At 71.3% G+C, this 26,075-nt stretch carries 28 protein-coding genes and 2 pseudogenes; 14 read left to right on the plus strand and 16 right to left on the minus strand.

Translation table 11 applies throughout. The annotated features are described in order from the left end of the window. Positions 1-43 precede the first annotated feature (43 nt). Genes NQU54_RS07775 through NQU54_RS07790 form a run of 4 tightly spaced genes read left to right on the plus strand, consistent with a single transcriptional unit; the run spans position 44 to position 2,781 of the window. The gene (locus NQU54_RS07775) at positions 44-481 is read left to right on the plus strand and encodes a CIS tube protein (RefSeq protein ID WP_257630406.1); all 438 of its coding nucleotides are present in this window, start codon (positions 44-46) and stop codon (positions 479-481) included. A gap of 10 nt (positions 482-491) precedes the next feature. After that, positions 492-1,673 (plus strand): phage late control D family protein, encoded by a 1,182-nt coding sequence (locus NQU54_RS07780; RefSeq protein ID WP_257630407.1) that lies wholly within the window; start codon positions 492-494, stop codon positions 1,671-1,673. Between the two features lie 2 nt (positions 1,674-1,675). Beyond that, positions 1,676-2,371, plus strand: a complete 696-nt coding sequence (locus NQU54_RS07785; protein ID WP_257630408.1) for a phage baseplate assembly protein V — start codon at positions 1,676-1,678, stop codon at positions 2,369-2,371. Beyond that, positions 2,368-2,781, plus strand: a complete 414-nt coding sequence (locus NQU54_RS07790) for a GPW/gp25 family protein (protein ID WP_069860743.1) — start codon at positions 2,368-2,370, stop codon at positions 2,779-2,781. The genes NQU54_RS07785 and NQU54_RS07790 overlap by 4 nt, the downstream gene beginning before the upstream one ends. Here the strand turns inward: NQU54_RS07790 and NQU54_RS07795 are convergent. Continuing rightward, a complete protein-coding gene (locus NQU54_RS07795; protein WP_257630409.1) occupies positions 2,742-3,515 on the minus strand; it encodes a hypothetical protein in 774 nt (257 codons plus the stop codon). The genes NQU54_RS07790 and NQU54_RS07795 overlap by 40 nt on opposite strands. Before the next feature lie 97 nt (positions 3,516-3,612). Between NQU54_RS07795 and NQU54_RS07800 the strand changes: the two genes are divergently transcribed. The 4 genes from NQU54_RS07800 (at position 3,613) to NQU54_RS07815 (ending at position 6,356) form a co-directional block, all read left to right on the plus strand. Continuing rightward, entirely contained in the window at positions 3,613-4,146 is a 534-nt protein-coding gene (locus NQU54_RS07800; RefSeq protein WP_257630410.1) for a hypothetical protein, read from the plus strand. 160 nt (positions 4,147-4,306) lie between these two features. Continuing rightward, positions 4,307-4,915, plus strand: a complete 609-nt coding sequence (locus NQU54_RS07805) for a TetR/AcrR family transcriptional regulator (RefSeq protein WP_257630411.1) — start codon at positions 4,307-4,309, stop codon at positions 4,913-4,915. Positions 4,916-5,019: 104 nt separating this feature from the next. Then, positions 5,020-5,904: an alpha/beta fold hydrolase gene (locus NQU54_RS07810; RefSeq protein WP_257630412.1), complete on the plus strand. Its 885-nt coding sequence runs from the start codon at positions 5,020-5,022 to the stop codon at positions 5,902-5,904. Positions 5,905-5,975: 71 nt separating this feature from the next. Beyond that, positions 5,976-6,356, plus strand: coding sequence for a winged helix-turn-helix transcriptional regulator (locus NQU54_RS07815; RefSeq protein ID WP_069872910.1), 381 nt, complete (start codon positions 5,976-5,978; stop codon positions 6,354-6,356). 61 nt (positions 6,357-6,417) lie between these two features. Here NQU54_RS07815 and NQU54_RS07820 read toward each other — a convergent pair whose 3' ends face one another. Beyond that, positions 6,418-6,825, minus strand: coding sequence for a RidA family protein (locus NQU54_RS07820; protein WP_100809066.1), 408 nt, complete (start codon positions 6,823-6,825; stop codon positions 6,418-6,420). Between the two features lie 282 nt (positions 6,826-7,107). Here NQU54_RS07820 and NQU54_RS07825 point away from each other — a divergent pair, with 282 nt between their 5' ends. Continuing rightward, positions 7,108-7,896, plus strand: coding sequence for a hydrolase (locus NQU54_RS07825; protein WP_257630413.1), 789 nt, complete (start codon positions 7,108-7,110; stop codon positions 7,894-7,896). A 115-nt stretch (positions 7,897-8,011) separates the two neighbouring features. Here NQU54_RS07825 and NQU54_RS07830 read toward each other — a convergent pair whose 3' ends face one another. The 3 genes from NQU54_RS07830 to NQU54_RS07840 form a co-directional block, all read right to left on the minus strand. After that, positions 8,012-9,439, minus strand: coding sequence for a DUF3616 domain-containing protein (locus NQU54_RS07830; RefSeq protein ID WP_257630414.1), 1,428 nt, complete (start codon positions 9,437-9,439; stop codon positions 8,012-8,014). Between the two features lie 132 nt (positions 9,440-9,571). Next, positions 9,572-10,852, minus strand: coding sequence for a YeeE/YedE family protein (locus tag NQU54_RS07835; RefSeq protein WP_257630415.1), 1,281 nt, complete (start codon positions 10,850-10,852; stop codon positions 9,572-9,574). A gap of 306 nt (positions 10,853-11,158) precedes the next feature. After that, positions 11,159-11,287, minus strand: a complete 129-nt coding sequence (locus NQU54_RS07840) for a hypothetical protein (RefSeq protein ID WP_257630416.1) — start codon at positions 11,285-11,287, stop codon at positions 11,159-11,161. A gap of 130 nt (positions 11,288-11,417) precedes the next feature. Between NQU54_RS07840 and NQU54_RS07845 the strand changes: the two are divergent. Then, positions 11,418-11,825, plus strand: a pseudogene (locus tag NQU54_RS07845) (SDR family NAD(P)-dependent oxidoreductase); the annotation flags it as partial. A gap of 33 nt (positions 11,826-11,858) precedes the next feature. Here NQU54_RS07845 and NQU54_RS07850 read toward each other — a convergent pair. Then, the gene (locus tag NQU54_RS07850) at positions 11,859-12,626 is read right to left on the minus strand and encodes a FadR/GntR family transcriptional regulator (RefSeq protein ID WP_257630417.1); all 768 of its coding nucleotides are present in this window, start codon (positions 12,624-12,626) and stop codon (positions 11,859-11,861) included. Positions 12,627-12,752: 126 nt separating this feature from the next. Here NQU54_RS07850 and NQU54_RS07855 point away from each other — a divergent pair, with 126 nt between their 5' ends. Both NQU54_RS07855 and NQU54_RS07860 read left to right on the plus strand, forming a co-directional pair. After that, positions 12,753-13,598, plus strand: a complete 846-nt coding sequence (locus NQU54_RS07855; RefSeq protein ID WP_257630418.1) for a carbon-nitrogen hydrolase family protein — start codon at positions 12,753-12,755, stop codon at positions 13,596-13,598. Then, positions 13,592-15,028, plus strand: a complete 1,437-nt coding sequence (locus tag NQU54_RS07860) for an APC family permease (RefSeq protein ID WP_257630419.1) — start codon at positions 13,592-13,594, stop codon at positions 15,026-15,028. The genes NQU54_RS07855 and NQU54_RS07860 overlap by 7 nt, the downstream gene beginning before the upstream one ends. A gap of 99 nt (positions 15,029-15,127) precedes the next feature. Here the strand turns inward: NQU54_RS07860 and NQU54_RS07865 are convergent, their stop codons facing one another. Then, complete coding sequence (locus NQU54_RS07865; RefSeq protein WP_257630420.1) at positions 15,128-15,994, minus strand: AraC family transcriptional regulator; 867 nt, start codon at positions 15,992-15,994, stop codon at positions 15,128-15,130. A 250-nt stretch (positions 15,995-16,244) separates the two neighbouring features. On the opposite strand from NQU54_RS07865, the gene NQU54_RS07870 reads away from it, so the two are divergent. After that, on the plus strand, positions 16,245-16,589 hold the full coding sequence (locus NQU54_RS07870; RefSeq protein ID WP_257630421.1) for a hypothetical protein: 345 nt from the start codon (positions 16,245-16,247) through the stop codon (positions 16,587-16,589). On the opposite strand, the gene NQU54_RS07875 is transcribed toward NQU54_RS07870, so the two are convergent. The 5 genes from NQU54_RS07875 to NQU54_RS07895 form a co-directional block, all read right to left on the minus strand. Further along, complete coding sequence (locus NQU54_RS07875; protein ID WP_257630422.1) at positions 16,547-17,254, minus strand: pentapeptide repeat-containing protein; 708 nt, start codon at positions 17,252-17,254, stop codon at positions 16,547-16,549. The genes NQU54_RS07870 and NQU54_RS07875 overlap by 43 nt on opposite strands. 19 nt (positions 17,255-17,273) lie before the next feature. Continuing rightward, on the minus strand, positions 17,274-17,807 hold the full coding sequence (locus tag NQU54_RS07880; protein ID WP_257630423.1) for a ferritin-like domain-containing protein: 534 nt from the start codon (positions 17,805-17,807) through the stop codon (positions 17,274-17,276). 247 nt (positions 17,808-18,054) lie between these two features. Then, positions 18,055-20,205 carry a xanthine dehydrogenase family protein molybdopterin-binding subunit gene (locus NQU54_RS07885; RefSeq protein WP_257630424.1) on the minus strand — a complete coding sequence of 717 codons (2,151 nt, stop codon included), beginning with the start codon at positions 20,203-20,205 and terminating at the stop codon, positions 18,055-18,057. Further along, on the minus strand, positions 20,202-21,194 hold the full coding sequence (locus NQU54_RS07890) for an FAD binding domain-containing protein (RefSeq protein ID WP_257630425.1): 993 nt from the start codon (positions 21,192-21,194) through the stop codon (positions 20,202-20,204). The genes NQU54_RS07885 and NQU54_RS07890 overlap by 4 nt, the downstream gene beginning before the upstream one ends. Then, positions 21,191-21,748 carry a 2Fe-2S iron-sulfur cluster-binding protein gene (locus tag NQU54_RS07895; protein WP_257630426.1) on the minus strand — a complete coding sequence of 186 codons (558 nt, stop codon included), beginning with the start codon at positions 21,746-21,748 and terminating at the stop codon, positions 21,191-21,193. Before NQU54_RS07895 ends, NQU54_RS07890 begins: the two co-directional genes overlap by 4 nt. Positions 21,749-21,998: 250 nt before the next feature. Here NQU54_RS07895 and NQU54_RS07900 point away from each other — a divergent pair, with 250 nt between their 5' ends. Then, entirely contained in the window at positions 21,999-22,610 is a 612-nt protein-coding gene (locus NQU54_RS07900; RefSeq protein WP_449353761.1) for a TetR/AcrR family transcriptional regulator, read from the plus strand. A gap of 66 nt (positions 22,611-22,676) precedes the next feature. On the opposite strand, the pseudogene NQU54_RS07905 reads toward NQU54_RS07900, so the two are convergent. From NQU54_RS07905 to NQU54_RS07920, 4 genes and pseudogenes are all read right to left on the minus strand, one after another. Beyond that, positions 22,677-23,693: pseudogene (locus NQU54_RS07905) on the minus strand (Gfo/Idh/MocA family protein). After that, positions 23,690-24,694 (minus strand): Gfo/Idh/MocA family protein, encoded by a 1,005-nt coding sequence (locus tag NQU54_RS07910; protein ID WP_257630428.1) that lies wholly within the window; start codon positions 24,692-24,694, stop codon positions 23,690-23,692. Before NQU54_RS07910 ends, NQU54_RS07905 begins: the two are co-directional and overlap by 4 nt. Positions 24,695-25,251: 557 nt before the next feature. Further along, a complete protein-coding gene (locus NQU54_RS07915) occupies positions 25,252-25,581 on the minus strand; it encodes an FG-GAP repeat protein (RefSeq protein ID WP_372505819.1) in 330 nt (109 codons plus the stop codon). A 119-nt stretch (positions 25,582-25,700) separates the two neighbouring features. Further along, on the minus strand, positions 25,701-25,946 hold the full coding sequence (locus tag NQU54_RS07920) for a hypothetical protein (RefSeq protein WP_257630430.1): 246 nt from the start codon (positions 25,944-25,946) through the stop codon (positions 25,701-25,703). Positions 25,947-26,075: the final 129 nt, after the last annotated feature.

A 26,075-nucleotide genomic window follows, 5' to 3' on the forward strand; every position in this document is an offset into this window, starting at 1 on the left:
TGGCTCATACCGTACGACGACTTCGCCCACCGTCCAGGCGCTGGTGGACACCTCCGACACCCTGGAGAACGTACGGAAGGTCTACGTCGACGCGGTGCGCGATCTGCTGCGGCCCGACAGCCGGGAACACGCGCCCCCGGTGGTCCGGTTCGTCTGGGACGAGGAGGTCTTCACCGGAGTCGTGGAGAAGCTGGACGTCAACTACCAGCTCTTCCAGCCGGACGGTGTGCCGCTGCGGGCCATGCTGGACCTCTCGCTCAAGGAGTTCCGCACGGCCGCCTCGCAGGTCGCCGGGACACCGCGCTCCTCTCCCACGGTGGAGAAGAGCTATGTGGTGCGCCGTGGCGACACGCTCAGCTCCATCTCCGCCGCGCTGTACCGGCGGCCCGACGCCTGGCGGGAGCTGGCGCGCGCCAACGGCATCGGCGACCCGCGGGACCTGCGACCGGGCCGGGTGCTGACCGTGCCCCGGCTGTCGTGAGGAGCGCGCGATGAGCACCCCCGCGCCCGAGGTCGCCTCGCCCGACCGGTACGCGCCCGAGTTCGACGTGCGCATCGAGGGCCTGGAGATGGATCCGTCCACCAAGAACGACATCATCGACATCAAGGTGAACCGGGACATCGATGAGATGTCCGGCTTCGATCTCACCCTGAACAACTGGGACGATGCGAACCTGCGGTTCAAGCCCAGCGATTCGCCGCGGTTCCGGCTCGGTGGCCGGGTCTCGGTCCGGCTCGGCTACGCCGACGAGCTGCTCACCGTCGCCACCGGGACCATCTCCACGCTCAGCCCCAAGTTCACCGATGGCGCTTCGCCCACCGTCCAGGTCAGCGGCGTGGACGGGCTGCTGCGGCTCAAGGACCGCAAGCCCACCGAGAACGAGGTCAAGATCTACCGCGATCTGCCCGACTGGCGCATCGCCGAGCAGATCGCCCAGCGCAACCATCTGCGCATCCAGGTCACCAGGGAGGGGCCCACCCACGACCGGGTGGTGCAGAAGAACCAGGACGACGCCACATTCCTGCTGGAGCGGGCCAAGCGGCTCGACTTCGACTGCTGCATCCTGCCGGACCCCACGACCGGCGAGGACACGCTGTACTTCATCAAGCCGACCGATGGCCGCGACGGCCGCCCGATCCGGTTGTACCGGCTGGCGTACGCACCCGGGCTGAGCACCGGTCCCACCGCCCAGCCCGAGGGGCTGGTCCCCAACCTGATCGAGTTCACCCCGACCCTGACCGTCTCCCAGCAGGTCAGCAAGGTCACCGTGCGCGGCTGGGACCCTCGTACCAAACAGCCGATCGCGTTCACCGCGACCGCCGAGAACCTGCCGGCCGGGGAGAACACTGCCGATGGGCAGAGCGGGCCGCGGGCCGCCGACTCCACCTTGCAGGGCCGCCAGGAGGTCGTGGTGGACGCCCCGGTCGGCAGCGACCAGGAGGCCCGCGAACTGGCGATCAGCCTGTTGCGCGAGCGTGCCTACGAGTTCATCACCGCGACCGGCAAGGTGGCGGGTCTGCCCGAGCTGAGGCCCGGCGACAACCTGGAGATCTACGGCCTCGGCCGCCGCTTCTCGGGCACCTACTTCGTCAAACGGGTCGAGCACACCCTCAACACCAGCGGTTTCTTCACCCAGTTCACCGCACGGCGGATCCACCAGGGGGCCCAGTGACCATGAGGGGCACACCACGCGCCCGCTCCGCCGACAAGCGCTACTACGGCGTCGTCGAGGCGCTCGTGGTGGAGAACGAGGGTGATGACGAAGGCCAGGTCAAGCTGAAGTTCCCGTGGTTCGACGACACCACGGTCACCGACTGGGTCCGGGTCGGCCAGCTGTACGCGGGGAGTGGCTACGGCTCGGTGTTCGTCCCCGAGAAGGGCGATGAGGTGCTCGTCGCCTTCGTCCACGGGGACATGCGGTACCCGATCGTGCTGGGCGGCCTCTACAACAGAGAGGACAAGCCGCCGACCGCCCGGACCGAAGGCCGCGACCAGAAGATGATCCGGACCCGGCACGGCCATGAAGTGCTCCTGGACGACACCCGGTCCAAGGCCGCCGTACGGATCACCTCCGCCGCAGGACATGTGGTGGAGCTGGACGACCAGGGCAAGGCGATCCGGATCACCGCGGCCGAGGGCGGCAGCGTCACCGTGACCGCGCAGGGCGACATCACCCTCAAGGCGCCGAAGGTGACGGTCGAATCCCCCTCCATCGACCTCGGCGGCGGCGCCACCGAACCGCTGGTGCTCGGCAACGCGCTGCTCCAGGCGTTCAACGCCCACACCCACCCCTCCGCCGCCGGGCCCACCGGCCCGCCGACCCCGCCGCTCACCCCCGCCGTGCTGGCGAAGAAGGCGAGGACGGCATGAGCGAGGAGTTCCTCGGAACCGGGTGGCGGTTCCCGATCCTGCCCGACGCGTCCGGGCGGCTCGGGTACGCCGTCGGCGAGGAGAGCATCGAGCACTGTCTGCGGGCGCTGCTGCTCACCGCCACCGGCGAGCGGGTCATGCGGCCCGAACTGGGCACCCGCGCCCAGGAGTTGCTGTTCGCGCCCGGCAGTGTGCAGAACCTGCGCGATCTGGAGCGGTCGATCGCCACCGCCGTCCGTGACCATGAGCCGCGGGTGGAACTGGAAGAGGTCCGCGCGGAGGCCGACCCCGCCGACGAGTCGCGGATCACCGTCTCGGTCGTCTACCGCATCCGGCGCAGCAACACCAAGGCCAACCTGGTGTTCCCGTTCTACACCGGACTCACGGGCCTCACCGGGGGCACCCCATGACCCTGCCCGCGCCGAAGCTGGACGACCTCACCTGGGCCGACATGATGGCGGCCATCCGCCGCCGGATCCCCGCCGAGTCCGACGGCATCTGGACGCTGCACGCGCCCGTCGACCCCGGTGTCACCCTCCTCGAACTCTTCGCCTACCTCCTCGAACATCGGCTGTACTGGCTCGACCAGGTGCCGGACGCGCTCGTGGTCGCCGTACTGCGGCTGCTCGGCCTCGAACCGCCGCGCCCCGCCCGCCCCGCCGCCACCGTGCTGCGCCTCGCCGCCCGGCAGGAGGACACCGCCCTGCCCGTGGTCCCCGCCGGGACGGCGCTGACCCGCGACCCCACCGGGCAGATCGTCTTCACCCTCGATGACGACGTGGCCGTCCTCCCGCTCGCCGAGGGCGGTGAGGTCACCGTGTGGACCGACCGCGACCGCACGGCGGATCTGCGGGCCCGGCGCGGTATCGCGCTGCTGGCGAGCGACGGCGCCCCGGCGCAGGTCCGGTTCACCCTGCCGCTCACCGGGGAGCATCCCGCTCCCGGCCCGATCGGCCTGCTCGTCGAGTTGGACGCGCCCGCCGCGTCCGTGCCGTCGTGGCTGCCCGGGGCGGTCGCCGACGTACCGCCGCCCGCCGAGCTGACCTGGTCCTGGTTCCGGCCGGGCACGGACCTCTCCGGCGGGTTCGAGAAGGTCGAGGACGGCACGGGCGGGCTCAGACGGTCCGGTGTCGTCCGGCTGCACCCGCCGGCCGGCTGTACCACGCGCGACACCGGACTGCTGGTGACGACCCCGGCCGCCACCTACGCGGCCCCACCCCGTCTGCTCCAGCTCGCCGTCAATGTGTCCGCCGCGCGAGGCGCTGGCCGAACTGGACGACGCCGGGGAGTGGCACGACATCTCCGGCTACATCGACCAGGGCTTCTATCTGGTGTCACTGCGCGAGCCCGTGCTCGACCGGTTCAAGAAGCGGATCGGCGAGCTCGGCGGATACAACATGTACACCATGTGGCCGCCCGTGCACGCCCCCGCGTTCGGCGCCCTGCGCCGCAAGGCGGAGGAAGAGGTCCTCGGCGGCTTCGAGGTGGCCGACCCCAAGCTCCCGGTCGTCGCCGACCAGAGCGGGGAACTGCTGACCGACGCGGCCGGTGTGCGCACCATGCTGCTCGACACCTTCAACCGCCCGATCCGCTGGCCGGACATGGTGGCGACGATGCGGGAGCAGGGCATCACCAAGGTCTGCATCGCGGGTCCGGACAACCTCTTCGGCCGGGTGACCAGCACCGGGGAGAACTTCGAGGTCGTGGCCATCGACGCCCGTAAGGCGATGCGCCCGCGTGTCCGCCAGCGGAGTGCCCGCCGGGCGAGGCGGTGACCGCCGTTCCACCACGCCGGCCACGGCCCGACCCCGATCATCGTCCGCCCGCCTGATGGAGGCGCTGCCCCCGGGCGGCGCCGCCTGATGGAGGCGCTACCCCCGGGCGGCGCCCCCGGTGAAATTGACTGATCGATCTCGAACGGGTTAGCGTGCCGGTATGGCACGGAGGAAGGAATTCGACCCGGAGGCCGCGCTGGACGCCGCGATGCGGCTGTTCTGGCGCAATGGCTACGAGGCCACGTCCACGAGCGATCTGGTGGACGGGCTGGGTATCGCCCGGGCGAGTCTGTACGGGACCTTCGGGTCCAAGCGCGGGCTCTATCTGGCCGCGCTCGACCGCTTTCTCTCCGGTGGCGCGGGGCCGAGCCCGGCCGACATCCTGGCGTCGCGTGAATCGGCCCTCGACGCCGTCCGGGACCTCCTGGAGACCAGCGCGGCGACCCCGGATCCGGGCACGCCCCAGGGGTGTTTCGCGGTCAACGCCACCGTGGAGCACGGCGATTCCGACCCCGAGATAGCGCGGCGCCTCGAAGGCAACCGAAGCCGCCTGGAGACCGCGCTCCACGGTGCGCTGCTGAGGGCCCGCGCGCAGGGCGAGTTGGCGCCCGGCGTCGATCCGAAATCGGCGGCGACCATGCTGGCCTCGCTCAACAGCGGTCTGAAGGTGCTGTCGTGCGCGGGCGAGGGCCAGCGTGACCGCATCACCACCACGGTCGACGCCGTCATGTCGATGCTGACCTCCCCGGCGGCCGCCACCACCGGCTGACGGCCGCGATCCACGGCCGCGCGATCGCGGGATACACCCATGCTCCCGAGTGGCCCGTGTCTGCGCTAATTCAAGACTACTCAGTCCCGAAACATGGAGTGGCAATGATTTTCGACCATCGCGGAGAGCCGGTCCGCACCGGCCGCGCCGCCGTCAACGGAACCAAGCTCCACTACCGAACGGCCGGCTCCGGCCCGGTGGTGGTGCTGCTCCACGGTGTGCCCAAGACCGGCTATCACTGGCGGCATCTGGTCCCGAAGCTGACCGCGCGGTACACGGTCGTCGTGCCCGACCTCCGTGGTCTGGGCGATTCCGCCCATCCCGCGGATGGGTTCGACGTGGCGACGATGGGCGATGACATCGACGCACTGATGGCCCACCTCGGACATGGGTCCTATGCCGTGATGGGGGAGGACTGGGGAGCGGTGGTCGGCTATCAACTCGCCGCCCGGCACCGTGACCATGTGAAGGCCCTGGTGTTCGCCGAGGCGTTGCTGCCCGGGTTCGGCTTCGAGGGCCACACCGCTCTGACCCATGAGAACGTCTCGGGCGGGATGTTCCTGTGGCATCTGGGCTTCTATTTCCAGCCGGACGTGCCCGAGATGCTGATCGCCGGGCATGAGCGCGAGCTCATCACCCATATGCTGAAGGAGGAGCGCGACTACCCCGACACCGCCACCGCCGACGCGGTCGACGAATATGTGCGCTGCTACTCCATGCCCGGCGGTATCCGCTCGATGCTGGCGATCTACCGGGCGATGCTCGTGGACGCCGAACAGAACCGGCGGGCGGCGCGCACCAAGCTGGACATCCCGGTGCTGGCGCTCGGTGGTGACGCCTTCATCGGCGACCGGAACGAGGCCCAGATGCGGCTGCTCGCCCACGATGTCACCGGCCATGTCTTCACGGCCGGACACGATCTCGCCGAGGAGGTGCCGGACGAGGTGGCCGATGTGCTGCTGCCGTTCCTGGCCGACCGGCTCATGTGAGCTGAGCCCGGGGCCGCTCCCCACCTCGGCGCTCTCTTGCGGTTACTCAGGAGCTGTAGGAGAGTCACCGTATGGGGACCAAGCAGTACACCGGCGCGCCCGAAGACGCCGACCTGATGCGCGCGGACTCGCTGGCGCGGGAGATCTTCTCGGACATCGCCAACAAGTGGGCGTTCCTGATCATCGAGTTCCTCGGTGAACGCACCCTGCGCTTCAGTGAGTTGCGCAACGAGGTCGAGGGCATCAGCCACAAGATGCTCACCCAGAACCTGCGCATGCTGGAGCGCAACGGCCTGGTCGAGCGGACGGTGCACCCCACCGTGCCGCCACGGGTCGAGTACACCCTCACCGAGCCGGGCCAGGCCCTGCGGGCGACGGTCGACGGCATGTGCGGCTGGACCCATAAGTACCTCGGCCGGATCGAGGACTCCCGCCGCCGCTTCGGCGCCTGAACGAGACGGACACCGGCCGCGCAGTGGCCCCGGCCTTCATGGGGCCACCGCGCGGCCACGCTCAGTCGAGGACCGCGGTGGCCTCGATCTCGACCAGATGCTCGGGTACGTCCAGCGCCGCGACGCCCAGCAGCGTGCCCGGCGGCACCGGGGTGACCCCCAGCTTCGCGGCCGCCCGGGCGGCCCCCTCCAGGAACAGGGGCATCTTCTCGGGGGTCCAGTCGACGACGTAGACGGTCAGCTTCACCACATCGTCGAAGGAGCCGCCGGCCCCGGCCAGGGCGGTGCCGACGTTGAGGTAGCACTGCTCGACCTGAGCGGCGAGGTCGCCTTCGCCGACCGTGACCCCCTCGGCGTCCCAGGCGACCTGCCCGGCCATATGGACCAGCCTCGACCCGGTCGCGATCGACACCTGCCGGTACGCCTCGACCTCCGGCAATCCGCTGGGGTTGACCAGGGTGATGGCCATGCTGTCCGCCTTCCCGTCATGGGAGCCCATGGGCCCGCTGCCGCGAAACCCCTGAGCGCTCTCTCGTGGTTACTCGGAAACCATAAGAGAGTGGCCGCTGACATGGAAGAACGCACTTTTCGGTGACTGAGTCACCTTATGGTGACCGCCTGGGTCGGGGGTCTCGCGTACGGAGTCCGTGTACGGCCGGGCTTCCCGCTTTGTCATGTACGGGCTACAGTGGTGCAGCGTCGTGGGAGCGCTCCCAAGCTCCCGATCCTCATCCTCGGCCGAAGGATCGCCATGACCCCCACCCCATATCGCGCTCTGGCCGCCGCCGCGGTGGCCGTGGCGCTGGCGCTGACCGCACCGGCCGCGCCACGGGCCTCGGCACAGCCGGCGGCCTGTGCCGCCAATGGCTTCTGCGAGGACTTCGAGTCCCAGACCGGGACCACCCCCGCCGGGCGCTGGACCACGGCCGTCGCCAACTGCTCGGGCACCGGCACCGCCACCGTGGACACCACCACGGCTCACGGCGGCACCAAGTCGGTGCGGGTCACCGGCAAGGCGGGGTACTGCAACCACGCCTTCGCGGGCACCTCGCTGTCCGATGTGCCGTCCGGCGGCGACCTCTACGCCCGCTTCTGGGTCCGCCACACCACCGCACTGCCCGCCCAGCACGTCACGTTCGCCGCCCTGCGCGACGCCAATGACAACGGCCGGGACCTGCGTATGGGCGGGCAGAACAAGGCACTTCAGTGGAACCGGGAGTCGGACGACGCCACTCTGCCCGCGCAGAGCCCGGCGGGCGTCGCGCTCAGCACCCCGCTGCCCGTCAACACCTGGACCTGTCTGGAGTTCCGCCTCGACCGCACCGCGGGCCGCCTGGACACCTGGGTGAACGGCGGGCTCGTCACCGGTCTGGTGGTCGACGGCACCCCGACCCAGGACGTCGACCAGCAGTGGCTGAACCGGGGCGGGTGGCGGCCCGCCCCGGGCGACCTGCGGCTGGGCTGGGAGAGCTACGGCGAGGGCGACGACACCCTGTGGTACGACGACGTGGCCGTCGGCACCTCCCGTATCGGCTGCTGAGCGCCGGATACCGGATGGAGGTTCAGGGGTTCGTGGAGCACCAGCACCAGGTGCCCATGGCGGATCAGGCGTTCACGGCGGATCAGGGGTTCGGGGGGATCAGGGGTTCGGGGGATCAGGGGTTCAGGGGGAAACTGACCGACCGGGACTTCTTCCACTCCTCGTGCTCCAGGTCCTTGGCCTCGGTGCCGTCCCCGTACAGGTCGGCCGAGCCGCTGTCGGTGATCACCTGGGCTCGGGCGCCGGGCGCCGTGAGGTCGGGCACGTCCACCACGATCTCCCAGCCGCCCGGGTCGGCCGTCGGCAAGTCGAGCCGCTTGACCGGCTGGTGTCCGGCGACGCCGTCCCAGGAGTAGAGCGCGTACGGGGCGCTGTTGTCCTCGGCCGCCCAGGAGCCGGCCACGATCAGGTACTGGCCCTTGTCGTTGCGGCGGATGTCACGGATGCTCAGACCCCCGAGGTCGAGGGTGATCGGGTCGCCGAAGGTGGCGTGGGTGTCCTTGTTACCGCCTGACCGGGCCAGCTCGTCGGCATTGGTGACCGGGACCAGCAGCGCCTTGCCGCCCTCGGCCGGCGGCACCAGCGGCGCCCGGAAGCCGAGGTACGCGGTGGAGCCGGAGCCGGGCGCGAACTCCAGGCCCTCGACGTTGAATCCGTCGATCTGCTTGGGCACCTGGCCGTCCGCGGTGCCCTTGGCGAAGCCGAGCCGGTCCCCGTTGGCCTTGTCCCAGGCCACCAGGTCCTCGCGCAGACCCCGGTAGGAGCCGTCGACCTCGAGCTCGGTGTCGGCGCCCGAACCGGAGACGGTGGTGGTGAAGAGGGTGAAGCGGTCCTCCTTCGGCTCACCGTCCTTGTTGTTGCCCAGCGAACCGGTCCAGTAGATGGTGTCGCCGACGCGGGCCGCGGCCTCGATGTCGATCTCCTTGTCGACGTCGAGGTCGGAGCTGACGTCCCAGGTGCGCACCGGCGCGCCGGACGCGTCGCGCCGGTACAGGCGCAGGACGTTGGACTCGTCGTCGGCGACGACCATATAGCCGCCGCCGACGTCCACGGCGGCGGAGGAGTCGCTCGAGCCGGTCGGGTAGCGGGTGGCGGCGGCGTCCCGGACGGCGCCGGAGGCCGCGTAGTGCAGGGTGGTGGTGGCGCTCTTGCCACCGAGGCCGTTCACTCCGAGGGTGAGATCGGTGTAGCCCTTGCCGCGCGCCCTTACGGTCACCTTGCGGGTGGCGCCGGTGCCCGTCACCGAGACATCGCCGGTCCGGGCGACCGAGCCGCGGGTGGTGGCGGTCGCGGACACGGTGAGCGCGCCCGCGTCGGCGCCGCTCTGGCCGACCTTCACGGTCACGGTCGGGTCGCCGGTGGCGCCCACGGCGCCGGACAGGTACGCGTCGGAGAGCTTGATGGTCGGCGTGCCGTAACCCGTGCTCCCGGCCATCGCGGTGGCCGGAAGGGCCGAGAGCGCCGCGGCGCCGGCCACCAGCGCCAGCGCGGCGTGGCGGACCCGGCGGACCCGGCGCGGGGGAGCGGCATGGAACGGGACCATCGTGAGTACCCTTCGTCGGCTGCGGGGCCGGTCGGCGGACCGGCACACCGCCCTGACGATGGATCATCTACATGACGTGGGCATGAATAATCTGCGAACGTGGCTCAAGCCCCGCCCGCGGGGCCGCCGTCGTCAGCAGACGCCGTCGCCCGGCTTGGGGTTCCCGAGCCCGAAGAGCGGCCGCAGCTTCAGCCCGGCCCAGGTGCCCAGGAGGGCGAAGGCGCCCCAGATCCAGCCGTGCAGGCTGCCGGAGGCGATCCCCGCGAGGTAGGCGCCGATGTTGCAGCCGCCCGCCAGCCGGGCGCCGATGCCCATCAGCACGCCGCCGAGCACCGCCGCGGTCGCCGTTCGCCACGGCACACCGCGGTGCAGGGTCCAGGTGCCGCCGAGCGCCGCGGCGACCGCCGCGCCGATCATGATGCCGATGTCGGTGAGGCTGGTCTTGTCGGTGAGCACGGGCCCCGCGAGCATCTCCTTGTTCCCGGGCTGCTGCCACCAGCTCCAGCTCTCCGGATGGCCGCCGAGCGCCCGTACCAGCTCCGCACCCCACAGGCTGAAGGCGCTGGTGATGCCCCACGCGCCACCGGAGACGGCCAGCACACCGGCGCCCAGTGCGGCCAGCGCCAGCGCGCCGACCGCCAGCGGCCAGGAGCCGCGCAGGATTCGGGCGGCGGCACTGCGCGCGGAGGGCACCGCATCGATCGGCGGCGGGTTGCGGCGGGCCTGGACGCGCCGGCTGACCAGGGCGATGGCGGCGAGCACCAGGATCGTCACCGCCCAGGAACCGAACCAGCCGATGTGGTCCGCCATGACGACCGGATCCAGCGCGGGCAGGTCCTTCCACAGGTCGAACTGCCAGGCGGCGAGGGTCGCTCCGGCGATGAAGCCGCCCAGCGTGAGCACGATCGAGGTCTGGCCCGAGCCGACCGCGAAGAGGGTGCCTGAGGCGCAGGCCCCACCGAGCTGCATGCCGACGGCGAAGACGAACGAGCCGATCAGCAGCCCGAGCCCCAGCGGTCCGGCCGAAGGCGCCGGCACGGATCCGAACAGTCCGGTCCCGGTGCCGATGAGCAGGGCGAACAGCGTGGCCGTGGTGCCGAGCAGCAGGGTGTGGGCGCGCAGTCCGGTGCCGTTGCCGACGGCCACCAGCTGCCGCCAGGCGGAGGTGAAGCCGAAGCGGGAGTGGAAGAGGGCGACGCCGAGCCCGAGGCCGAGCAGCAGCAGAACGCCGGGCTTGGCCCCATGGGCGGACCATACATACGCGGTCAGCGCGGCGGCGAGCAGCCCGGACACGGCGAGCGGCACCCGGCGCACCGGTGGCGCGGCGGGTGCGTCCGGCCGGGGGGCGGAGGTGGGTGAGGGGGACAGCAGTGCGGAGGTCTTCGCTGCCCCGGCGGGCGTGGCGGTGGTCACGTGCGGACTCCGGAGACGTTCGAGGGGATGTCACTGGGCGGAAGGGCCCGGCCGGGCGGCGCGGCGCCACGGCGGGCGGCGCGCGGTGGGGAAACCGGCCGGTTCCGGCTCAGCGGCGACAGAGGCCGTCGTCGACGCACCACGCCGAGCTCGCGAACAGCGCGAGACAGAGCAGATGGGCGGGTGCGGACATGCACCCCAGGATATGGTCCGGATTTCAGAAACCGGACCCCGGTCTCACCATGTGATCTGTGGGGTCAGCCACAGGCCGAACCCCGAGGGCGTTCCCCGGGTGCCCGGGGCGTCTCAGCGCGGCCGCAGGCCGGTGAGCAGGGTGTTCACGGTGCCGGTCACAAGCTCGTCGAGCGGGCGGTCCCCGTGCACGCCGGTGGCCACGAGCACGGTGAGTCCCCGCAGGAGCGCCAGCAGGGTCATGTCGGCCCGGCCGGTGGTGTCGGGGTCGATGTCGCCGCGCGCCCGCGCCTCGGCCAGGAGGCGCAGCGGCGCGGCGAACGCCCTGTCGTTGGGGCGCCATCGAACCGCAGCCGACTTCCGCCGATCCGCTTATCGCGCCTCGGCCGCTTACGGCCAGTCGAAGCTGGCCAATCTGCTCTTCACCCTGGAGCTGCAACGGCGGCTGACGCGGGCCGGCTCCGCCGTGCGCGCCCTCGCCGCCCACCCCGGCGCGGCGCGGACGGGGCTGAACCGTCACCTCGGTCCGGTGATGAGCCTCGTCGCGACGGCCGCCGGGCGGCTGATGATGCAGAGCGAGGCCGCGGGATGCCTGCCGACGCTGTTCGCCGCCACACGGGATCTGGCGGGAGCGAGCTATGTCGGCCCCGGCGGACGGGGCGAACGGCGTGGCCGTCCCACGCTCGTGGGGCGCGGCGCCGCCGCTCGGGACGAGGTGCTGGCGGCCGGGCTGTGGGAGTTGTCCGAACGGCTCACGGACACCGCCTTTCCCCTCGGCTGACCCGGGGCGCGTTCGCCGGTGGGGGCGCCGCCGTCAGCCGTCGTCGCCCCGCTCGGCGTTGTCGCTGTCCGCGAAGCCGACGTACATCGAGTGGTGCAGCTCCGCCACATGGTCCCGGAGCAGACCGGCGGCCAAGGCTGCGTCACGCGCGCCGAGCGCGGCCCTGATGGCCTTGTGCTGTTCGTTGCTGCCGCGGAGGTAGTCCAGCGGATACGGCAGGAAGTACGCGTACAGCTCTCCGGTGACCCGCTCGTACATCGCCAGGGCGGAGGGCAGCCCGGCGGCCTCGGCGAGGGCCAGATGGAACCGCTTGTCACCGGCGTGGAACTCGGCCCAGCTCCCGGCCGCGTCCATCTCCCGGACGCACTGGTCGAGTCGGTCGAGCCCCGGCTGATCGAGCCGCTCGGCGGCCAGCTGCGCGAAACCGGCCTCCAGCACGATGCGCTCGTCGATCAGCCGGTGCACCCGCTCGCTGTCCTCCCGGTACGCGGCGACCTGCGCCACGGTGCGGCGCCGGGGCCGCTCCGCGATGAACGTGCCGCCCGTGCGTCCCGGGCGCCGTTGGACGACACCCTCGTCCTCCAGGGTCCGCAGGGCCCGGCGGACGGTGATCTCGCCGACCCCGAGCGCAGCCGCCGTGGCCTGGACATTGGGCAGCCGCTCACCGGGCGCCAGCAGGCCCAGGTCGACGGCCAGCGAGATCCGGGCCCGGACGGTGTCGACCGCGCTGGTGCGCCGGATCGCGGCGAGGGCGCTGCTGGTCAGGGCGCTCGGTGCGCCGGACGGTTCCTGGATCGCCATTCCCTCAGGGTAGGCACCCGGCCCCGCGGCCTCCCCACGGCCTCGGCGCACGGCCTCGGGACGGGGCCGCCGCTTTGCGGAACCGTAACCTCCGGGGGTTTACCTGATCAAAGTGAGCATGTTTGTATGGCTCGCATTCACCCCTGGACGCCCACTCCGAAGGCACCGATGAAGATCTCCGGACTACAGACGGCGGGCACGCCCGGCGACGTCGACGCCAACCTCCACGAACTGGACGCGGCGTGCCGCCGGGCCCGTGCCGAGGGTGCCGAGCTCCTGGTCACCACCGAGCTGTTCGTCACCGGCTACGACATCGGGGACACCGTCCGGGACCTGGCCCGCACCGACCTGCTGACCCCGGCCCGGGAGATGGCCGCCGCACATGGCATCGCGCTCGTCCTCGGAGCACCCGAGTACGACTCCGGCGCCTACTACAACAGTGCCTTCTTCATCGACCCGGCCGGAACGGTGCTCGGCCGCCACCGCAAGAACCACCTCTTCGGCGAACTCGACCGCAGGTACTTCACACCGGGCGACAGAACCGCTCCCGTCATCGACTACGGGGGCGTCCGGATCGCCATGCTGATCTGCTACGACGTGGAGTTCCCCGAGAACGTACGGGCCGCCGCCCTGGCCGGCGCGGACCTCGTCGCGGTCCCGACCGCCCAGATGCGACCGTACGAATTCATCGCCGAGCACCTGCTGAGGGTGCGCGCCTGGGAAAACCAGATCTACATCGCCTACGTCAACCATGACGGCGACGAGGGTTCACAGCGCTACGTCGGCCGCAGCTCCATCGTGAGCCCGTCGGCGACCGTGCTGGACAGCGTCGAACACGGCAACCGGCTGCTCTTCGCGACCGTGGACCCATACACGGTCCGGGAAGCACGCAAGGCCAATCCGTATCTGGCCGACCTCCGGCCAGACCTCTTCACCCCGTCCGCCCGCGCCACCAAGGACCCGTCATGCTGACCGACCCCGATGTGCAGTCATCCACCCCGCGACCGACGCAGACGAACCTCTCGGGGCGGCTCGGCACCGGTGCCATCGTCTTCATGGTGATCGCCGCTGCCGCGCCCCTGACGGTGGTCGGCGGCAACGTACCGCTCGCCATCGCCGGCGGCCCCGGCGCCGGAGCCCCCGTGGGCTTCGCCCTCGCCTCCCTGATCCTGCTGGTGTTCGCGGTCGGCTTCGTCACCATGACACCCCACGTGCCGCAGGCCGGCGCCTTCTACGCCTACGCCACCCGTGGCCTGGGGGACCGTGTCGGAGTGGGCACGGCCGCCGTCGCGCTCGTCGCCTACACGGCGGTCCAGGTCGGCGTCTACGGCTATCTGGGATGGGCCGTGAACGATGTCCTCCACTCCTTCGGCGGGCCGACCCTGCCCTGGTGGGTGTGGGCGCTCGCGGCACTGGCCATCGTGGCCTTCCTCGGCTACCGCCATATAGACCTCAGCTCCAAGGTCCTCGGGGTCGCGCTCGTCCTGGAGATCGCGGTGGTGCTCGTCCTGGACGCGGGGATCTTCGGCCGGGGCGGCGCCCACGGCGTCAACGTCGAGTCGTTCACCCCGCATACGGCGTTCTCCGGCCCGCTGGGCGTGGCCGTGCTGTTCGCGATCACCGGATTCATCGGCTTCGAGGCCACCGCCGTCTTCCGCGACGAGGCCCGCGACCCGGAGCGGACCATCCCGCGGGCCACGTACCTCGCCGTCCTGATCATCGGCGCCTTCTACACGCTGTCCTGCTGGGCGCTGGTCCTGGCGGCGGGCACCGAGGACGCCACGGCCGTGGCCCAGAAGACCCTGGACGGCCAGGGCAACATGCTCATGGACACCGCCCAGACCTACGTCGGCACCGCGCTGCGGGACGTCATGCAGGTCCTGCTGCTCAGCAGCCTCTTCGCCTGTGTGCTCTCCTTCCACAACGTCATCGCCCGCTACACCTTCACCCTCGCCCGCAAGGACCTCCTCCCGGCCCGGCTGGGCGCGGTCCATCCGCGCCACCACTCGCCGTCCGTCTCCTCCATCGTCCAGACCGTCACCGCGCTGGTCCTGGTCGTCGCCTGCGCCGCCATCGGACTGGATCCGCTGGTGGGCGTCTTCGGCTCGATGGCGGGGGTGGCGACGGTCGGCATGATCGTGCTCATGGTCATCACCTCCGTCGCCGTGGTCACCTTCTTCGCGCGCAACGCCGAGCTCTCCTCGGGCAGGCGCTGGCAGACCCGGATCGCGCCGCTGCTGGCCGTGGCCGGACTGCTCACCGCGATGTGGCTGGTGTTCTCCAACTTCACGCTCGTCACCGGCGGTGGTGTGGGCGTGAGCACCGTCCTCGCCGTCATTCCCTTCCTCGCCTTCATCGCCGGTCTGGTCCGAGGGCCCGGCGCCGCACGCGGGCGGATGTGAGACGCCGCGCCCCGCTCGGCCGCCACGACAGCCGAGCGGGGCGTCAGGGGTCCTTGCACTATGCCCGCGCGACCCGGGCGGGCATAGTGCAAGGACCCCTCAGAGCGCGGTCCGCTCCACGGGGATCCACAGCTCCGCGTCCGCCCGCGCCGCGTCCTGGGACAGCCGGGTGCGCAGGATCTCCGGGCCCGGCCTGCTCTGGTACGGGTTGGACGGGAACCACTGGGTGAAGACGTCCCGCCACAGATACTGGAGCGCTTGCGGGAACGGCCCGGAGTTCTCGAATACGGCCCATGCCCCCGCCGGAACGGCGAGCGCGTCCAGGCCCTCCGGAGCGCCGGCCCCGGTCACCACCCCGTGGTAGTAGTCCAGTTCGGTGCCCTCGGCCCGGCTCGGGTCGAGGTTGTCGCTCACCCCCAGGATCCCCTCCGGCTCCTGATCCGACAGGGCGGCGATACGCCGCATCGTCTCCTCGTCGATGCTCCGGATGAACTCCGCGATCCGCGGATTCACCCCCTCATGGACGAGCGGGACACGGACCTTCTTGCCCACCACATGGAATCGCTCCTTCTCCACGACCCGGTATCGCATGCTGCTGCTCCCTTCGACAACGAGGCGGAAGGACATCCGCGGCTGGGAGTTCACGGCGGCACCCGCTCGCCGGGCCTCGCCCGGACCCACACCGTGCATGGCCCGGAACGCACGCGCGAACGCCTCTCCCGAGCCATAGCCGTAGCGCACCGCGATCTCCAGGAGCGTCCGCTCCCCGGCGAGCACCTCGGCCCCCGCGACGGTGAGCCGTCTGCGCCGGATGTACTCCGACAGCGAGATCCCCGCCAGCGCGGAGAACAGCCGGCGGAAGTGGTACTCCGACGTCACCGCGATCCGCGCCAAGTCGGCCACCTCGATCCGCTGATCGAGCCGCGACTCGATGTGGTCCAGGGCCTCGTTCAGCCGCTCCAGCACCTCGGTCTCCTTCCCTGACGCCCCTCACGCTAGGAAGTCCACACCCTGCCGGACCCGACATCCCGTGCCCGCTCCGGTCGGGTGGGCCGGATCGCCAAGGGCCGTCCCCGCCGCCGCTTTCCCCGGACTCGGTCGCGGGTTCATCCGTACGCCCGTTCGGTCACCGTTCCATCACAACGCATTCACGGCACTCCCACCCCGCCGCCCCCGCGCCGCATGATGCACCCCACCACACGCACCTGGGAGAGACATGCGCACCCGCACCGTCGAAGCCGCGGCACTCATCGCCATCAGCCTGCTTCTGACCGGCTGTTCCACCGGCGGCGACGCACGCGAGAAGACCACCCCGAGCGCCACCCCGGCCGCCGCCGAGAAGGCCGAGATCACCCGGCGCTGTGTCGATGCCATCGCCGACCGGGCGGCCGCCCACAAGGGCGGAGCGGTGCGCTCCCACCCCGTCCCCGAACCGTGTGCCCGGCTGTCGGACGCCGACTATCTGGACGCCTATATGGAAGGTCTCGAGCAGGCGCACCGCGCCGCGCGGAAGACATCTCAGAGCGAATCGGCCAAGCCGTCCGACGACTCGGGGCGCTGATCCGAGGCCCGGTCCGCCGCCCGGTCCAGATGGTCGGCGCAGGAGACCCGTGCGCTCGACCGGGAGCCGTCCGGGCAGAGGACGTTCTCCCAACTCGTCGTCGAGATATCCGCATCCCGCAGCCGCGCACCGCGGAGATCGGAGTCGGACACCGTGGCTCCGGCCAGATCGGCGCCGCTCAGATCCGCTCCGTTGAGGCCGACATGGGTGAGGGACGCCGCCCGCAGATACACGCCGTCCAGCCGTGCGCCCTCGAAACTGACATCGGTGAGCAGACCCCTGCCGAGCCTGGCGCCGCTCAGATCGGCGCCGCGCAGATCGACCTGCGAGAGGGTGGCGGAGGTGAGGTCCGCCCGCCGGAGGTCGGCGCCCCGCAGATCGACGTTCTCCAGCGACACCGCGGCCAGCCGTGCCGCGTAGAGATTGCCGCGCCGCAGATTGGCCTCGGACACCAGTCCGGTCAGGGTGGACCGTTCGAGATTCACGCACCGCAGCTTCTTCTGCCACAGGTCGCCACCGGCCACGGTGCGGCTGGAGAGATCCTTGCCCGTACGGCCGGAACAGCTCCGGCCGTGGGCGTCGTCCTCCCCGCACCCGGCGAGCAGGGCCGAGGACAGGGCGGCCACGACGAGGCAGGAGAGCGAGCGGGGCCACCGCGTGGTCATGGGCCGACCCATCACGCTGTCAGACGCCGATCAGATCCACCAGATCGTCGGCGTGCTCCTCCTCTTCCTCCAGGATCGACTCCATCAGCCGGCGGGTGGTCGGGTCGTGTTCGCCCAGCCAGCGGATGATCTCCTGATAGCTGGCGATCACGATGCGCTCGGCGAGCAGATTGTGCTCCAGCATCGCCTTCAGGTCGTTGTCGGGCGGTGCGGTGTAGTCGGTCTGGGCGCGCTGGGTGAGCGAGGAGGGGTCGAAGTCGGGGTCGCCGCCGAGCTGGGAGACGCGTTCGGCGGCGCGCAGCGCGTGCTGCATCTCCTCCTTCGCGTGCTCGGTGAACTCCGAGGACACCTGGGCGCGGTCAATCCCGCTGGCCGAGATGGCGTGGCGGGTGTAGCGCAGCCAGCACACCACCTCGGTCGCGATGACGTCATTGAGGATGCCGATGACCCGGTCCTTGTCCAGCCCGTAGGCGTCCGTGACCGGTCCGGCCGCCATCTTCTGCCGGGCCTCTTCACGGATCTTGGTCACGTCCAGCACGAAGTCGTCGCTCATCGGTGCCCTCTCTGCTCTCCTCGGGTTGGGCGAGTGTTCCCCGCCGGGCCCGGAGGGGCTCGGGCAGGGCGGGAAGATGACTGGATCGCCGCACAGCGCCAGCCGATCGGCGGTATCGGCCGATGGCGCCGCGTCAGAAGTGGCCGGCGGATGTGAGGCCCAGGTGCTCGTCTCCGACGTCGCCCGCCTACGAGTTCGGCGCCGGCCAGGAACCGCCCTGGCCGGCGCCGATCACTCCACTGCGGGGTCAGCCCGCGTGGCCGGGCTCCGCCACCTTCGTGCCCGCCGACAGCACCCGGTCCGGGCGGATCGGCAGGTTGCGGTGGCGGACGCCGGTGGCGTGCCACACCGCGTTGGCGACCGCCGCCGCGGCCCCCACGATGCCGATCTCGCCGATACCCTTGATGCCGACCGGGTCGTCCGGGTCCGGGTCGTCCACCCAGTCCGCCTCGATCAGCGGCACATCGGCGTTGGCGGCGAAGTGATAGCCCGCGAGGTCGGGGCTGACGAGGCCGCCCGAGGCCCGGTCCCGGATCGCCTCCTCGTGCAGGGCCATGGAGATGCCCCAGGTCATCCCGCCGATGAGCTGGCTGCGCGCGGTCAGCGGGTTGACGATCCGGCCCGCCGCGAAGATCCCGAGCATCCGCCGCACACGGACCTCTCCGCTGGTGATGTCCACGGCCACCTCGGCGAACTGCGCGCCGAAGGAGTGCCGTTCCTTACTGGCCAGGGCGCCGATCGCCTCGGTGGTGTCGGATCGCGCGGTGATGCCCTCGGGCGGGATGTCGCCGCCCAGGGCCAGCCGCCCGCGCAGTTCGTCCACCGCGATCGCCACCGCCCACGCCCAGGAGCGGGTGCCCATCGAACCACCGGCGAGCCACGCCGGACCGAGGTCGCTGTCCGCGATGACCACCCGGACGCGCTCCGGATCCACCTTCAGCCCGTCCGCGGCGACGAGGGTGATGGCGGTCCGGGCGCCCGTGCCGATGTCCGCCGCGTTGATGCGCACGGTGAAGGTGCCGTCCGCCTCCGCCGTCACCGCCGACGTGGACGGTGCGGCGCCGGAGTGGAAGCTGGCCGCCGCCATACCGGTCCCGAGCAGCCACCGGCCCTCGCGGCGCACCCCCGGACGGGGGTCCCGGTCCGCCCAGCCGAACCTGCGGGAGCCCTCCTCGTAGCAGGCGACCAGATTGCGGCTGCTGAACGGCAGGCCCGAGACGGGGCCCCGGTCGGGCTCATTGCGGACCCGCAGCGCGATCGGGTCGATACCGGTCTTCTCGGCGAGCTCGTCGAACGCGCACTCCAGCGCGAACGAGCCCGGTGCGTCGCCGGGCGCGCGCATGAAGGTCGGTGTCGGCACATCGAGCCGTACGACACGGTCGCTGGTGTGGTGCGCCTCGGCGTCGTACATCACGCGCGCCATCGTGGCGCCCCGCTCGATGAACTCGTGGACGGTCGAGGTGACGCACTCGGACCGGTGGTCGAGCACCCGCAGCCGCCCCGACGCGTCGGCGCCGAGCCTGACCCGCTGTGCGGTGGGGCTGCGGTAGCCGATGGTCGAGAACATCTGGCGGCGGGTCATGACGACGCGGACCGGACGCTGGAGCATGGTGGCGGCCATGGCGGCGGCCACCTGGTGCGGGCGGACCGTCTTGGAGCCGAAGCCGCCGCCGACGTGTTCGGACCGCACCCGTACCGAGGCCGGGTCGAGGGAGAAGATCTGCGCGAGCTCGGCGGCCACCATTGTGCTGCCCTGGTTGGAGTCCAGGACCTCCAGCCGGCCGCCGTCCCAGTGGGCCGTCGCCGCGTGCGGCTCCATGGGGTTGTGGTGCTCTTCCGGCGTGGTGTACTCGGCGTCCACGACGAACGTGGACGCGGAGAGCTCGGCCTCGACGTCCCCCTTCGTCGCCTCCGCGGGCCCGAAGGGCGAGTCCGCGGGGGTGTACATATCGGGGTGTCCGCCGAAGAACGCGCTGTCGTGCTGCTCCTGGTCGTACCGGACCACCAGGGCTTCCGCCGCCTCCCTGGCCTGCTCGGGCCGTTCGGCGACGACCAGCGCCACCGGCCAGCCCATGAAGGGGACACGGTCGTTCTGGAAGACCCCGAGGATCGGGTCGGGCCGCCCGATCGTGCCCATGTAGTCCAGGTTGACCCGCGGGGCGTTCTCGTGGTGGAGGACCGCGAGGACACCGGGCATGGCGAGGACCGCTTCGGTCTCCACCGAGCTGATACGGCCGAGGGCGACGGTGGACAGCACCATCCAGCCGTGGGCGAGGTCGGGCAGGGGGATGTCGCCCGCGTAGCGGGCCGCTCCGGTGACCTTCTCCCGGCCCTCCACGCGGGTGCGCGCGGCGCCGAAGGCCCCCGTCCTCGTGGTGGCTCCGGTCGTCGTGGTCATCGGGCGGCCTCCTCGGCGAGTTCGGTCAGCTGGGCCACGACGAGGTTGCGCATCAGCGGCACCTTGTATCCGTTGTGGGGCAGGGTCTCGGCGGCGGCCAGTTCCGCGTCCGCGGCGGCGGCGAACGCCTCGGCGGTCGCCGGGCCCCCGGTCAGTGCCCGCTCGGCCGCCAGGGCCCGCCACGGCCGGGGAGCGACCGCCCCGAAGGCGAGGCGGACATCCTGGACGACCCCGTCCCGGACGTCGAGGGCGGCGGCGATCGAGCCGATCGCGAAGGCGTAGGAGGCGCGCTCGCGGACCTTCCGGTACCGGGAGTGGGCGGCGACCGGGGCCGGGGGCAGGCTGACCCCGGTGATCAGCGCGCCGGACGGCAGCGCGGTCTCCAGATGCGGGGTGTCACCCACGGGAAGGTAGAAGTCCGCGAGCGGCAACTCGCCCGGCCCGTCGGCGGTTTCGTAATGTACGACGGCGTCGAAGGCGGCGAGCGCGACCCCCATGTCCGAGGGGTTGGTGGCCACACAGTGCTCGGAGGCGCTGAAGATCGCGTGGTTGTGGTGCTCACCCTCGATGGCCGGGCAGCCGCTGCCGGGCAGGCGCTTGTTGCAGGGCCCCGCCACATCGGTGAAGTAGCCGCAGCGGGTGCGCTGGAGGAGGTTCCCGCCGACGGTGGCCATATTGCGCAGCTGCCCGGAGGCACCGGCCAGGACGGCCTGGGTGAGGGCCGGGTAGCGGCGGCGTACCTCGGGGTGGGCGGCCAGATCGCTGTTGGTGACGGTGGCCCCGACGTGCAGGCCCCCGTCCGGCGTCACCTCGATGTGGTCCAGGGGGAGCTCACGTATGTCGACGAGCCGTCCCGGCCGCTCCACGCCGGTCTTCATCAGATCGACCAGATTGGTGCCGCCGCCGAGGAAACGCGCGTCGGGATCGGCGCCGAGGACGGCGATCGCTTCGGAGACTTCGAGGACGCGCTGGTAGCCGAACTCCTTCATGCCACGGCCTCCTCGGCTCCGGTCGCGCGCACCTCGGCCGCCCGCGCGACCGCCTGCACGATCGACACATAGGCGCCGCAGCGGCACAGGTTGCCGCTCATCCGCTCCCGGATCTCGTCGGGGCTGAGGGGCGGGGGTCCCGCTTCGGGGCTGACATCGGCGGTGACGGCGCTCGGCCAGCCCGCCTCGTGCTCCTCGAGCACGGCGAGGGCGGAGCAGATCTGCCCCGGGGTGCAGTAGCCGCACTGGTAGCCGTCGAGGTCGAGGAACGCCTGCTGCACCGGATGCAGCTGATCGCCTTCGGCGACGCCCTCGATCGTGGTGACCTCGCGGCCCTCGGCGGCCACCGCGAGCTGGAGACAGGAGACGGTCCGGCGGCCGTCGAGCAGCACCGTACAGGCCCCGCACTGGCCCTGGTCGCAGCCCTTCTTGGTCCCGGTGAGGTCGAGATGCTCACGCAGGGCGTCGAGCAGGGTGGTGCGGTGGTCGACGGGCAGCGTGTATTTCTCGCCGTTGATGTTCAGCGTGATGACGCTGGACGTCGATGGGGCCATGATCAGCCTTCTTTCGCGGGTGGGGTGCGCGTTGAAGTCGTCCGATGGATGGGGCCGGGGCCCAGGTGGGGGTCCCGGAAGTGTGTGATGCGCGACAATGCCGGTCAGCGCTCGGTTTCGGCCATCCACACCGGCCGGTTCTGCCGGTAAGGTAAGCCTATGCGGACAGCTGTCCGCTGTGCATGAAAACTTAGCGGACAGCTGTCCGGTGGGCAAGGCGGGCGCTATGCGATATCCGGAAGGAGGACGAGTGCGGGCAGACAGGCACGCACGTCTGCGCACGGACGCGCAAGCGAACCGTGAGCGCATCCTGGAAGTGGCGCTGGCGGAGCTGACGCGCTCGGCGGATGTCCCGCTGAGCACCATCGCCAAGAAGGCGGGCGTCGGGCAGGGGACGCTGTACCGCAACTTCCCCAGCCGCGAGGCCCTCGTACTGGAGATCTACCGCCATGAGATGCGGCAGGTCGCGGACACCGCGGTCGAGCTGCTCCGGACCCGCGCGCCGGACCAGGCGCTGCGGGAGTGGATGGGCCACCTCGCCCGGTTCGCCATGGCGAAGGCCGGTCTGGCCGACGCGCTGCACAAGGCCATGAGCGCATTCTGCGGCCAGGAGAAACCGGGGGACGGCCAGATGACCGAGGCCGTGGCGCTCCTGCTGCGGGCCAACGAGGAGGTCGGCACCATCCGCCCCGGCGTCACCACCGACGACTTCCTGCTCGCCATCGCCGGCCTGTGGCAGATCGGCCTCGCCGACGACCGGCAGGCGCGTGCGAAACGGCTTCTGGACCTGGTCATGGACGGGCTGCGCGTCGGTGCGCCCGGTGCGGCCGGGCCGGGGACGACGGCCGATACGGCGGGCTGAGCCCGGCCTGAGGCCGCCGACCGGCGGGGGCACGCCACAGACCGTGCCCCCGCTGGAATGTGTGCATCAGCCCGGGGCCGGAAGCGCGGTGCGGGGCCGGGGCGGGAAACCGGCGGTGTGGTAGCACTCGTCGATCAGGGACATGGTGGTCAGCGCGTCCTCCGCGTGCAGCGGAAGCGGTGTGCCGTGCCGCAGATGAGTGGCGTACGCCTCCAGCTGGTACGTGTACGAGGAGCGCTTGCCCAGCTCCTCGGTCCGCTCACCCGTGGGCGTGCGCACCAGGACGCGGTCGTCCAGATGAGGCTGGACGAAGTTCACGGCCGTGGCCTCGCCACGCGAGCCGACCACCCGGAAGCTCATGCGCCAGTCGCCGTGTGCCATATGGCAGCGAGCGGATCCGGTGGCACCGCCCGGGAAGGCCAGCTCCGCGTCTCATCCACGTCCGGCGCGCCGTCCCGGGCGCCGCCCCGGGCCGTGACCAGGCGCGGCGGACCACCGGCCCAGGGGGCGAGGGTGCGCTGGGCGTGCAGGCTGTAGCAGCCCAGGTCCATGAGAGCGCCCCCGGCCAGCGGGAAGGACCAGCGGGGGTCGGACCCGGGCGGAGCGGGCATGGCGACCATCGTCTCGACATGCCGGAGCTCTCCGAGCTCGCCGGAGTCGAGCAGTTCGTGGAGGCGGCGGGTGACGGGGTGGAAGAGGTAGTGGAAAGCCCTCCATGAAGACGGTGCCCGCCTTGGCGGCGGCGTCGCGCACCTCGGTGGCCTCCTCGGTGTCGCTCGCCGAGGGCTTCTCGGTCAGTACGTGCTTGCCCGCGGCGAGGGCGGCGAGGTTCCACGGACCGTGCAGGCTGTTGGCCAGTGGGTTGTAGACGACCTCCACCTCGGGGTCGTCGATCACATCGGCGTAGGAGTCCAGCACCCGCTCGACGCCGTGCTCGGCGGCGAAGGCTTCGGCCCGGCCGCGGGAGCGCGCGGCCACCGCGACGAGGCGGTGGCCGCACACCCGGGCGGGGCCGACGATGGAGAGCTCGGCGATCCGGGCGGCGCCCAGGATCCCGATGCGCAGCGGCTCGGCTGGCGTCATGCCTTCCGTACCTCTTCCATGTTCACGGGGCGGTGTTCACGCAGCGACAGGGTGCATGCCTCGGCGATCCAGCCTGCCTCGACCGCGTCGGCGACGGTACAGGGGGAGGGCCGCAGACCGGCCGCGACCTCGGTGAAGGCGGTGAGCTCGGCCCGGTAGGCGGTGGCGAAGCGGTCCATGAAGAAGTGGTGCGGTGCGGCCCCCGGGAAGGTGGCGCCGGGTTCGACGGAACGCAGCGGCAGCCTGTCCTCCAGCCCTGCGGCGACGCTGTCCGCCATGCCGTGGAGCTCCAGGCGGGCGTCGTAACCACGGGCGTTGTGCCGGGTGTTGGAGACCACGGCGAGGGTGCCGTCGTCGAGGGTGAGGAGAGCGGAGGCGGTGTCGACGTCTCCGGCGGCCGCGATGTACTCGGCGCCGCGGTTGGCACCTGTCGCGTAGACCTCGGTGACCTCGCGGCCGGTGATCCAGCGGACGATGTCGAAGTCGTGCACGGAGCAGTCGCGGAAGATGCCGCCGGAGACGGCCACGTAGGCGGCCGGGGGCGGCTCGGGGTCCAAGGTGGTGGACCGTACGGTGTGCAGCGGCCCGAGCTCACCGCTGACCACCGCCTTCCGCGCCGCCACGTACCCGGGGTCGAAGCGCCGGTTGTAGCCGATCTGGACCTCCACACCACTGTCCTGGACCGCGCGGAGGACGTCGAGGCTCTCCTCGATCGTGCTCGCCACGGGCTTCTCGCAGAAGACCGGCACGCCCGCCCGCACGGCGGCGAGGACGAGCCCGGGGTGGGCGTCGGTCGCCGCGGCGATCACGACGCCGTCCACGCCCGCGGCGAGCACGGCCTCCGGCGATTCGACCGCGCGGGCGCCGAACCGCTCGGCGGCGGCGGTGGCGGCCGCGGCCACCGGGTCGGTGACCACGAGGGAGTCCACCGAGTCGAGTGTGGACAGGGTCTCGGCGTGGAAGGCGCCGATCCGGCCCAGGCCCATGATGCCGATGCGCATGGGGAGTTGTTCCCTTTCTGATGGTGCGGGTTCTGACGGTGCGGGTCGGCGGGTCGGCGGGTCAGCCGGGTCGGCCTCGCGCATGCCCGGCCAGAAGTTCTCAGCTTCGGCCCAGCTGTAGATGATCACACTCACTGGGCGACTTCCATCAAGGCGGACCCGGTACACCCCTTTCTTGCTCCCCCCGGCGCAACCGGTCCACCGCGGCAACGCGGCATCCCGCTCCCAGTGCGTCACGCACGAGCCCCGACAGGTCTTCGATGTCCGCGAATTGCCGCATCCGCAGAACCTACTGAAGACATCTCCGCGCGTGCCACTGGATACCTCCTCCGCAGCCTTCGACTGCCGACGAACGGCCGACGCCCGGGAGGCCCTCCCAGCGACCGTCGGCAAGCAATCCCAGGTCGGTAACGATCAGCACGCGCTGAAAGGCCCCCCAATGCCCTCATCCGCTACGTCACGGACAACCACCGCCACGCAAACACACAGGTCAACAGCATGCCGAGTCGGCGAACTCAAGATAATCCAGGAGCAATTCAGCCACGAGCACGCCAGCATTACCGCGATCTACACCTGCGTCGGCTCGGGCATCCCCACGGTCGCCAGCCGCACCGCGGCCATCCGGCAGCACGTCCTGGAGACGACCTGCGGAAGAGCCATACGGCGCCCAGGGAGGCGTTCTCGCCAAAGGGATCCGACCGTGACGTCCGGGACACCTTCGGCGTTGCAGTCACCCGAGGCGACCGCCGCGCCGAAGGTGTCGCCCGGCTCGGCGACGCCCGGGAGACCCACTCGCCGAGCGCCAGGTCGTCGTGGCCGTCGCCGTTGAAGTCACCGGCAGCCAGGGCGGTCACGCCGGCGTTGTCCGTGTTCCAGGAGTTGGCCATCTCGGATCGGTCGGCGTCCCACTTCCACCGGCGCACGTGAGACTGCGTGTTGGGGTTGCGTGCGATCCAGTACGCCACGGCCAGGCCCTCCGTGCCGTCGCTGTCGAAGTCGCCGGTGGTCAGGACGGGGGGGCGCGGCCGCCCATGGGGGCGGCGACGGTGGTGATCATGCTGTCTTCACCCTGGATGACACGAGCGACGACTTTGCCCGTGCCGCCGATCACGATCTCCTTGTTGCCGTCGTTGTCGTCGCCGGTCAGCTGGGCTGCCGCGACCGGTGTGCCGTACGCAGCCGACGGCGACGGCCCGGTCAGGACCGTCGCCCCCGCCGCCCTTAGCGGCGAGGATGCGCGCGATGGCGCCACGAGTTTCGTAGCCGGCCCGCGATGTCCAGACTTCCGGACCGGTGACCTGTACGAGGCCAGCGAATCCCTGTGGGCCGGTGAGGTCGGCTCGGGGCCCTGCCGATGTTTCCATCGGTGGGTTTCCCCGAG

The organism is Streptomyces malaysiensis subsp. samsunensis, assembly GCF_024519315.1.
Taxonomy (GTDB): domain Bacteria; phylum Actinomycetota; class Actinomycetes; order Streptomycetales; family Streptomycetaceae; genus Streptomyces; species Streptomyces malaysiensis.